Here is a 9,924-nt window from a genome sequence, read left to right as displayed (position 1 = left end):
CTTCCACAATAAACGAAATATTGCTGAAATACTTGCAAGAGATGGTCATGCACTCCTCCCGCTTCCCCCATATAGCCCAGATCTCAACCCTATTGAGCAATCATTCGCAGTCTTGAAAAAACGTAGAGAGTTCACTGTACCACCACCAACGTTAGAAACATTAATGATGTCTAGTTATGGTTTGCGGTGACTATAGCATCCACTGACATCCCTAGGCTCTTCGCTGTGTCAGGAATGCTGCCCAGTTCAACCGTAAGCCGAACTGTCTCTACCTTGTACGCATTCGTACTGTTCGCACTCTGTTTGCCCCTTTTAACACCGCCTACATAGATTATCTGCCCTTTTGAGGTATTCATCCAACCCGTGATCTATCACGATTTGCAGGTTTCGTGACTTAGCACACTAAATTATTATAGTTTTTAGCATGCACAACGATACAAAGAAAAAATAACACCCCTATACAAAAAAATTAAAAACCAGCGTTCCGTTGAAATTTTTTGAGAAAAAAGGCGCGCCACATACTTGACAACGCCCATCAAACATGTAAACAACAATACAGGTTGTTTCTTCTGGTTATAATCATTTCAGGACGCCTATGTGTCATCCAATGTCATGGATTTCAACCCCAGAGGGCTCTTGTAAAAGGTGTTTTTCACTCAATCTTGTTTATTTTCAGACCTTTCTAGACGGAGGTACAAGCCAGATAGAGAAAGTACCGATTAGATAAGTAAGATTACCTATGGGCATGATTTAACTATGCTAGCCCATATGGATATCATAATATTGGAGTGAATTTGAGCCACACAGGCTAAATATTATATTTAATTGGTTCTGTGCCATCTCTTAATAAGCGCATTTTTTGAGATACAGAACATCCAGGTAGAGAAGCCGCATTAGACCGTATTTAAAGAGCGATAACGACACACAAAAATACAAACACACAGCAAAACGATAACGGGCTGGAACAGTACCACGAGCAGAACACATGATTAAGCCGACTTAAACATGTTCATGCACTTTTATTACAGATCACGGGACCTCACTCATGGGTCCAATAAAACAACAGTGAACACCAAGCAAACTAGCTAAGATTTAATATTCATTACACATGAAAGGTTAACCTCATGTCTGTTTTTTTAGAAGCAATGCCTCACGGCCCCATTGATACAGTTTTTGAAGATCTGTTTTTTGTCACAGGCACAATGAAAAATGAATTTTTTGGATCCATGTGGCAATTCAGCCGAAACATGACCATTGTCAGAGAAGGAGATGAGCTGACCATCATTAACTCGATACGTCTTGATGATGAAGGTTTAACTGCTCTTGATGCCCTGGGAAAAGTGAAACATGTGGTGCGTATTGGGGATATGCATGGTGTAGATGACCCCTTTTATGTTGACCGTTATAAGGCCACCTTTTGGGCACCACAAGGTATGGTGGTTGAAGAGGGCTTACAAATAGATAAAGAGCTTACAGAAGGTGGCGAAATGCCTTTTGGACAAAGCTCTTTGTTTGCCTTTAAAACCGTTGAACGACCCGAGGCCATTATTCGTATGGACCGCGACGGTGGAGTGCTGATTGCCTGTGATGCACTACAAAACTGGACTGAGCCAAACCAGTTTTTTGATGATGCAACAGCAGCCACCATGAAGGAGATGGGGTTTTTTAAAGCTGCTAATTTAGGCCCCGCATGGATGATGGGTAGCAAACCTCAGGCTGATGATTTTGTACGCCTAAAAAATATTTCGTTTAGTCACGCCCTTTGTGGTCATGGCAGCCCCTTATTGAATAGCGCACAACAAGACTTTCATGCCACTTTCAACCAAATTTTCGGTGTTTAATGCGTACGTCTGGTCAGGTTCAAACCAGCACAGGCTTGGTTCCAGGTTTTGATATTCTAGAGGTCATTAGTGACTCTGGCATGCATGCTGTTTACCGAGCGCAGCGCCAAGGTGGCAATGAAGAGGTCATCCTCAAAACATTAAGGGCTAAGTATCCACAAAAGGATGAGATTGCTGAAATTCAGCGCGATTTCCAAATCGCCCAACGGTTGAATGCTGATGGCATCATTAAAGTGCATGCACTCATACCTTATGGTCATGGGACATTAGCCATTGAGATGGAAGCTTTTGGGGTTTCTCTGAGTGCTTTCCTGGCCAATAATGAGGGACGTCCACTCTCCTTAGAACAATTTTTCCCGGTTGCCATACGACTTGCCAAAGTTTTGGGGCATATGCATGGGAAGAATGTGGTTCATAAGGATATAACCCCTCGGAATGTACTGATAGAACCAGGTTCTGGAGATATTCGTCTCATCGATTTTGGAATTTCATCTGAACTAAGCCGAGAACGTCAAGATGTTGCTCTATCCAAACGCCTAGAAGGATCTCTGCCCTATATCTCACCCGAGCAAACGGGGAGAATGAACCGTGATCTGGATTATCGATCCGATTACTACTCTCTGGGCGTTACTTTCTTCCAGCTTTTAACGGGTAAGCTACCTTTTACCGCCAATGATGCTCTGGAGTGGGTCCATTGTCATATCAGCCTTCCCCCTCCTGAAGCCCATTCGGTCAATCATACAATCCCGGAGGTGCTCTCTCATATTATCTCCAAACTGATGTCAAAAAATGCTGAAGAGCGTTATCAGAGCTCCTATGGCCTCGCCACGGATCTGCAACGTTGTTATGACGATTATAAAGAGGGGAACCATAACCAGACCTTCGAACTGGGAACATCTGATCGATCTGGAACGTTTCAAAACCCCCAAAAACTTTATGGTCGGGAGAAGGAGTTAGCACAGCTTGAATCCATCTTTGATGATGTCTCTCAAGGAGATGTAGCCTTTTGCCTTGTATCTGGCTACTCCGGTGTTGGTAAATCGGTGCTGGTCAATGAGCTTGGAAAGTCTATTGTTGGCAAAAAAGGTTACCTAATATCCGGTAAATTTGATCAGTTCCAACAGAGCGAAGCATACATAGCCTTTGCGGTTGCCTTCCGTGGCCTTATGCAGCAGATTTTGGGGGAACCGAATACACGTTTGGAGCGGTGGCGTACGCGTATTTCTGACGCACTGGGCACCAACGCACAGCTGATTATAGATCTTATTCCTGAGCTTGAGCTAATCATTGGTAAACAGCCCCCTGTTCCAGAGCTCACCCCCGCAGAAGCTCAAAATCGTTTTCTACTTTTATTCCTGAATTTTGTTAAAGTTTTTTGCAGTAAAGAGCATCCTTTGGTCTTATTTATGGATGATCTGCAGTGGAGCGACATCCCCACGTTGAACCTTATCCACCGGCTTGTTACAGCACGGGAATTAAATAGCTTTTTCTTGATCGGTGCCTACCGTGATAATGCTGTAGATGCAACCCACCCTCTCTCTGTCACTCTTGGGGAAGTTAAGAAAAAACGTGCCATTACAGAGCTGAACCTGCAACCACTGGATCAACCATCCGTTGATCTGCTATTGGCAGATATCTTCTATACCAGCTCTGAACAGACCCACGCTTTGGCGGAGTTGATCTATGAAAAGGCAAAGGGAAACCCCTTTTTCACCATTGAGCTTTTAAAAGATCTTTATGAAAAAGAGGTGATCTATTTTGAGCCCTCAACGGGTCGTTGGAAATGGGATCTTGAAGCGGTAAAAAATAGTGAGCAGAGTGATAATGTGGTCGACTTTTTGGTGGCCAGCCAGCGGCGCCTGAGTGAATCGACACAACACATTTTGCAGCTTGCGGCATGCATTGGAACCAGATTTGATCTTAGAACATTAGCTATTATCAATGAAAGCTCCTTGGAGAAAACTGCCAGCCAATTGCACGACGCCCTCTCCCGCAACCTTGTACTACCCCTTTCTGAAAGTTATAAATTTGTTGGTCTAGGCACCTCGGACCAGACAGAAACGGTACCCAGGGATGAGCCAGAAATTAGCTGTTCAATTAACCCTGTCTATAAGTTTCAACATGATAGAGTTCAACAAGCTGCCTACTCTTTGATTACACCTGAAAAGAAACAGGCTGTTCATCTCTCGATTGCTCGACTTATTCAAGAACATAGTAGCGAAGTAGAGTTCGCAGAACGACTGATTGAAGTGGTCGGGCATTTTAATATTGGCCGCCACTTGATTACTGACCCGACAGAACGTCGTGAACTCGCGGGATTAAACCTCAAAGCCGGGGTTAAAGCCAAACAATCATCAGCCTATAAATCCGCACTGGATTTTTTGCAAGTTAGCCACGAATTATTACCAGACCATGCCTGGGACACAGACTACAATCTGGTCTGGGAGATTAGCAGTGAACTTCAGCACTGCTTTTACCTAACAGGTGATCACGCTCAAGCAGACCGCTGGTCAGACAAGATACTTGCGCGCTCTAAAACCTCTATGGAAAAGGCGAAAACCCTATCCGTACGTACACGTCAATACGCCACACTAGGCAAGATGCGCGAGTCCATTTCGGCAGCTTATGAGGGTCTGGCCTTGTTGGGTTTTGAGATGTCAAAAACACCTGACACAGCAGCCGTGGATCAAGAGATTGCAGCCGTCGAGAAAAACCTTGATGGCCGCTCAATTTCTAGCTTAATTCATGCCCCAGCTTTGACAGACCCCAACGCGAGAATAGCCAGTGAATTGTTGATGGAGATCTTCCCTGCTGCTTTTTTATCTGGCAGCGGACAGATGTTTCCCTATCTTGTTTTAAAGTCAGTCAACCTCTCTCTTCGTTATGGCAACAGTCCAGAGACAGCCTTTGCCTACACCGGTTATGGCATGCTGTTATGCGGTATTCTTAATGATCCGGCATTGGGTTACCAATATGGCAAGCTAGGGGTTGACCTCATTGAACAGTTTGATGATATCGCCCTTAGATCCCGAATCATTTATGTCTACACCATGTTTATCCATCACTGGAGCAACCATTGGTCAAGCATGACACCCTGGTTTCTTAAAGGGATTGAAGCAGGGTACCAATCCGGCGATCTGCTCTATTTAGCCTATAGTGCGCAAGACTGCACGATATGGGATCCTAAACTGAACCTAGAAACAGCCTCTAAAGAGCAACGCAAATATCTAACTATTGTAAAAGATTGTGAATATCAAGATTCGTTAGACTCTGGAACCTTATTTTTGCAGATGCAATTAAACTTTCAGGGTTTAACAAAAAGCACCTTCTCCATGACGGATGATCGCTTTGATGAAACAGCTTGTGTCGAAGGCATGCTTAAACGTGAGTTTATGACCGGCATTGCCAACTACCACATCTACAAGGCGGAGATTCATCTTTTTTATAATGATCCACAAGGGGCCATGGAGCATGTCTTAGCCCAAGAACAGTTAATGGCCTCTGCCATGTCATTACCACAACTGGTGCGTTTTCATATCGTGGCGTTTCTGGTCCGTGCCATGCTGTACCCCAGCATGCAAGGTGAAGGGCGTGATGCAGCGTTGATTAAGATGCGAGAAAACTATGACCAGATGGTAACGTGGGAACAACTCTGCCCAGACAATTTTGAACACCTCCGCCTTATGATGGAAGCTGAACTCACCGCTTTATCTGATCGTTCACAAGATGCATTGGCCCTGTATGAACAAGCCATGGCGCGCGCCAATAAAAGTGCTTTTCTGCGCGACGAAGCCATGGCCAATGAACTGGCGGCTAAACACCTTATACGTCTTGGCTTAACAAAAGCCGCAGAAGGTTATCTCCAAGCAGCACACTATCTGTACTACCGCTGGGGCGCCCATAGAAAAGTCCAAAGCTTGGAAGAGGAACACCCCTATCTGTTCCAAAAAGGTACCCATAATCTTCGTAACAACAGCTTTGCTCGGCAAGAGGGTGGTACCGGCTCAATTGAGTCTGAAGAGTTGGATATGGCTTCTGTACTGCGGGCATCTCAAGCCATTTCAGGTGAGCTTGTGCTGACTCAGCTCTGTGAAATCACCATGGCTGTTTTATTGGAGAATGCCGCTGCGCAAAAAGGTTTTTTGATTGAACAGTATGAAGGAGAGCTCACAATCCGGGCCCATGGTGAGGCTGGTGGTAACCGGTGTGCGCAAACCAAACCAATCTTTAACAAGCGCTTAGCTGCTACCTTTCCCCTATCATTAATCCATACAGCCTTACGTACAGATGAACCTTTGGTATTAAGCAACGCTGTCCAATCGGACCAATTTGGCCAAGACCCTTATATTCTCTCTGATCAGCCTAAGTCGGTTATGTGTATTCCCTTGCCCAGTAGTGGCAAACTAAAATCGGTTGTGTATATGGAGAACAACCTTGTCCATGGTGCTTTTACCAAGAACCGGGTTGAGGTCATTAAAGTTCTCGCAGCTCAAGCAGCGATCTCAATTGAAAACGCCAAGGTTTATGAAGAACAGGAACATTTACTTAAATCACAGCAGCGCTTTGTACCCAGCCAATTCCTTAAAAATCTTGGCCATGATGATATCTCTAAAGTAGAGTTGGGGGAGTCTGTGGCTATGGATATCAGTGTCATGTTCTCAGATCTGCGGGACTTTACCCCGCTGGTTGAGCGCATGACACCGCAAGATATCATCCATCTTTTAAACCGATATTTCAGTCAACTTGGGCACCCTATTTCTCAAGCCGGGGGGTTCATTGACTCATATAGTGGTGATGAGATTATGGCACTCTTTGCTGTGCCACCCAATCAAGCTGTACAAGCGGGGATTGAGATGTGCCGCTCACTTGAAGCCTTTAATCAGGATGCCCTGGCGAATGGACAACCTGAACTACAGATGGGTATCGGCATGAACACCGGCCCTGTTGTCTTAGGGACCCTTGGCGGGCAAAAGCGCATGCAGTGTACGGTACTTGGAGACACGGTTAATTTGGCATCTCGCGTAGAGCAGTTGACCAAACCCTATCGAGCTAATTTTTTGATCGGTGAACAAACCTATCGTGCCGTACAAAACTCAGGGGAATTCTCTATTCGAATGGTCGATTGTGTGGCGGTAAAGGGGAAGTCACAGGCCATTAAACTCTATGAGGTTCTTAATGCAGAGAGCCCCGAACGCCGTGCCGCAAAAGAAGAGACCAAAGGTCAATTACATACCGCGATGCAAGCCTATTATGCCCAGGACTTTGCCCAAGCATACGAGTTGTTTACTGCAGCTATGGCGGACGACCCAGAAGATTGCGTATTTTCACTTTTTGCAGAACGTTCAAAAAGTTATTTAAAAGAGCCACCACCAGAAGATTGGCAAGGCTTTGAAAAATTGACTAAGAAATGAGGTTACCTTTGACGTCACTGTCTCAACGTGGTCATGCTTTAACCACATCATCCCCCATGGCTCCTTACATTCATGAGCATTTTAAAAGGCTTGCATCTCCATGGGACCCAAACCATCGACCCGATGGCTATATCGCACTCTCTATTGCTGAAAATAAACAGATAGCACCCTCAGTTCTTACCTGCCTAGATCGCTACCGTGATGTTCCCGCTGGTGTTCTTGGTTACGATGATACCTTTAAAGCAGAAGCCTTTCGCGCCCATCTTGCTCATTTTATGGGCCGTACATTTGTGGGAAATAAGGTCGATGCAGACCGCTTAATTGTTCTTGCTGGTGCAGGCTGTGTCTTAGAGAACCTCTTTTATACCATTGCCGATCCAGGAGATGGTGTTCTGGTTCCCCTTCCCAGCTATGCTGGTTTTTGGGCCGACCTGGAAACCCGAGATAACCTCACGATAATACCTGTGGATTGCAGCCATCGTGACAACTATGACCCGACCCCTGAACTGCTGGATGAAGCGTTAGCTAAAGCGACCATTCCGGTACGGGCTCTTCTCTTTACCTCTCCGAACAACCCCATGGGACGTACTTACTCCCGTGAAGAGGTCCAAGCGGTTCTGGATTGGGCAGAAACAAAACAGATTCATGTGATCTTTGATGAGATCTATGCTTTATCGGTCTTTGGAGATCGTGCCTTTGTTAGCGCAGCATCGCTGCGAACTGATTTAGGTAAGAATGTTCATATCGTCTGGGGTTTTAGCAAGGATTTTGGCGCCAGCGGACTGCGCTGCGGGGTTCTATTAAGCCATAATGATGAGGTGTTACACGCAGTCAGTGCACTCTCTTACTGGGCAACCTGTTCAGGTCATACGCAATATTTGCTTTCTAAGTTTGTCTCTGACCATGAGGTTATTGATCACATTATTTTAAGCATGAAAACAGGTTTAAAACAGGCCTATCAACAAACAACCGATGCGCTTAACCATGCAAAAATCCCCTATATTCCAGCCAATTCTGGAATTTTTTTAATTTGTGATTTACGCAGCTACCTGGATGAACCCAGTTGGGAAGGTGAGAGACGTTTGTGGCATCGGATTCTTGATGAGACCAATGTCAATTTGACTCCTGGAGAGTATTGCCACTTCAGTGAGCCAGGTTTTTTTAGGTTCTGTTATATGGCGGAACCTGACCGGGCGGTAGCGACAGCAATTGATCGTCTCGATCATATGCTCAACAAGAAAAAAACATGAAAAATGCACTATTATTAAGGTGAACACACCTTTTTTATATCCAAAGGTGTGGTCTCACCCTGTATGGGAGTTATGCTGCAGGTGCCCATGAGATATCGCATCTATAGAGTGCTCGTTTCAGTCGCACAGATCAAAAGCTAATGCTGACACAGTACGCAAAATAGATTACTGCAAAGCTTTACTATCGTGAGCCTGTTCAAGCGCTGTAGAACACGATACTCAACTCCAACAGTGGTAATCATGCGCTGTGACTGTATGAGGAATAAAATAGAGCCAACGTAGATAACCCAGGCTTAAGATAGACCCGAGTTATAAACCTAATTAATATGAACGCGAGGGCATATGTTTTCTTATTTTGGTTACGGATCGAATATTAACCTGACTTCACTAAGAGCAAAAGGTGTCGTTCCACACGCTTCACGAAAAGCCATCCTAAGGGGCTATAAACTGGTCTTTAATGTTCAACATTGGTTCCGCCATGAAGGTGGGGTTGGTAACATTGTACCTTCTAATAATCCCGATGATCGGGTGGAGGGTCTGGTACATGATTGTGATGATGAGCACCTAGAACTGCTTGATGCGGTAGAGTCCTATGGCGTCGGTTATGATCGTATAGAAGTGCCGTTGGAGACCTCCCAAGGACCCACCCAAGCACTTACCTATGTTGGTATCCCCTCTTATCTAAACAATGACTGCCTACCAACACGCCGCTATCTCAATATTATTCTTAAAGGGGCCACCGCTGCAGGGCTAAATGAAGCGTATATTGAAAAGCTGCGCAGCCACAAAATGCACCCGGATACAGAGTACCCTCTTTTTGAACCCCCATCGTCTATGAAAGCGGTGTTTACGTCTGAGACACTTGCACAGCACCGTTACTACACCGCCCTTGCGGGTGCTGTCTTTGATATGCGCGGCGCCGAAAGTCGACTGGAGTGTCTTGTTGACCTGATTGGCGGTAAAGATATGACGCTATTTTTCCTCAAACGCCATGATACCAGTGATGGTCGTGAAACGCTGGACGACTATCTACAGGGTAATATTTCTGAAGGTGGCAAAAAATATATCAATGCCTACTTACATGAATACAACAGGGAATACGCTTATATTGGCCAGTATCACTATCGATGAAAACACCTTATCAGCTAAACCATGGGAGGCCACTCTCCCACGTTATCTTTGCATGGGCCAACAGGCCTTAAACCCAATGTAAACGCTGTAAATCAACAAACAGTTACGCCTAAAAGCTCTCTCTCCTACGCTCACAGCGGGGGTGAGATAATGAGTTATCCTTAGTAGCCATACGAAGGCTACCTTTTATTGTTTGTATGCACTGTATAAGCCATTATCAATACTCAAACGATGCCTTTATTATCTTCACCTTATAAAACATCTTTGTGCGGCTTAATCCGCCCCCCCCAC

Annotated in this window: 5 protein-coding genes; all 5 read left to right on the top strand. The window is 45.2% G+C overall.

Annotation, left to right across the window (positions count from 1 at the left end):
- On the top strand, positions 1-190 hold a 190-nt coding region (locus tag V5T57_RS20325), incomplete at its 5' end, for a transposase (RefSeq protein ID WP_332893105.1).
- A gap of 934 nt (positions 191-1,124) precedes the next feature.
- The gene (locus tag V5T57_RS20320; protein ID WP_332893104.1) at positions 1,125-1,841 is read left to right on the top strand and encodes a hypothetical protein; all 717 of its coding nucleotides are present in this window, start codon (positions 1,125-1,127) and stop codon (positions 1,839-1,841) included.
- Positions 1,841-7,252: an AAA family ATPase gene (locus tag V5T57_RS20315; protein ID WP_332893103.1), complete on the top strand. Its 5,412-nt coding sequence runs from the start codon at positions 1,841-1,843 to the stop codon at positions 7,250-7,252. Before V5T57_RS20320 ends, V5T57_RS20315 begins: the two co-directional genes overlap by 1 nt.
- A gap of 8 nt (positions 7,253-7,260) precedes the next feature.
- Positions 7,261-8,502 carry an aminotransferase class I/II-fold pyridoxal phosphate-dependent enzyme gene (locus V5T57_RS20310; protein WP_332893102.1) on the top strand — a complete coding sequence of 414 codons (1,242 nt, stop codon included), beginning with the start codon at positions 7,261-7,263 and terminating at the stop codon, positions 8,500-8,502.
- Between the two features lie 342 nt (positions 8,503-8,844).
- On the top strand, positions 8,845-9,633 hold the full coding sequence (locus V5T57_RS20305) for a gamma-glutamylcyclotransferase family protein (RefSeq protein ID WP_332893101.1): 789 nt from the start codon (positions 8,845-8,847) through the stop codon (positions 9,631-9,633).
- Positions 9,634-9,924: the final 291 nt, after the last annotated feature.

The sequence above is a fragment of the Magnetococcus sp. PR-3 genome (assembly GCF_036689865.1).
Classification (GTDB): Bacteria; Pseudomonadota; Magnetococcia; order Magnetococcales; family Magnetococcaceae; genus Magnetococcus.
Note: the sequence above shows the minus strand (reverse complement) of the source record. Positions and strands in the feature narration are given on the sequence as shown.

Bases quoted from the DNA above. Each gene is read 5' to 3' on its own strand.
- V5T57_RS20315 (WP_332893103.1), top strand. From the start codon at position 1,841: ATGCGTACGTCTGGTCAGGTTCAAACCAGCACAGGCTTGGTTCCAGGT.
- V5T57_RS20320 (WP_332893104.1), top strand. From the start codon at position 1,125: ATGTCTGTTTTTTTAGAAGCAATGCCTCACGGCCCCATTGATACAGTT.
- V5T57_RS20305 (WP_332893101.1), top strand. From the start codon at position 8,845: ATGTTTTCTTATTTTGGTTACGGATCGAATATTAACCTGACTTCACTA.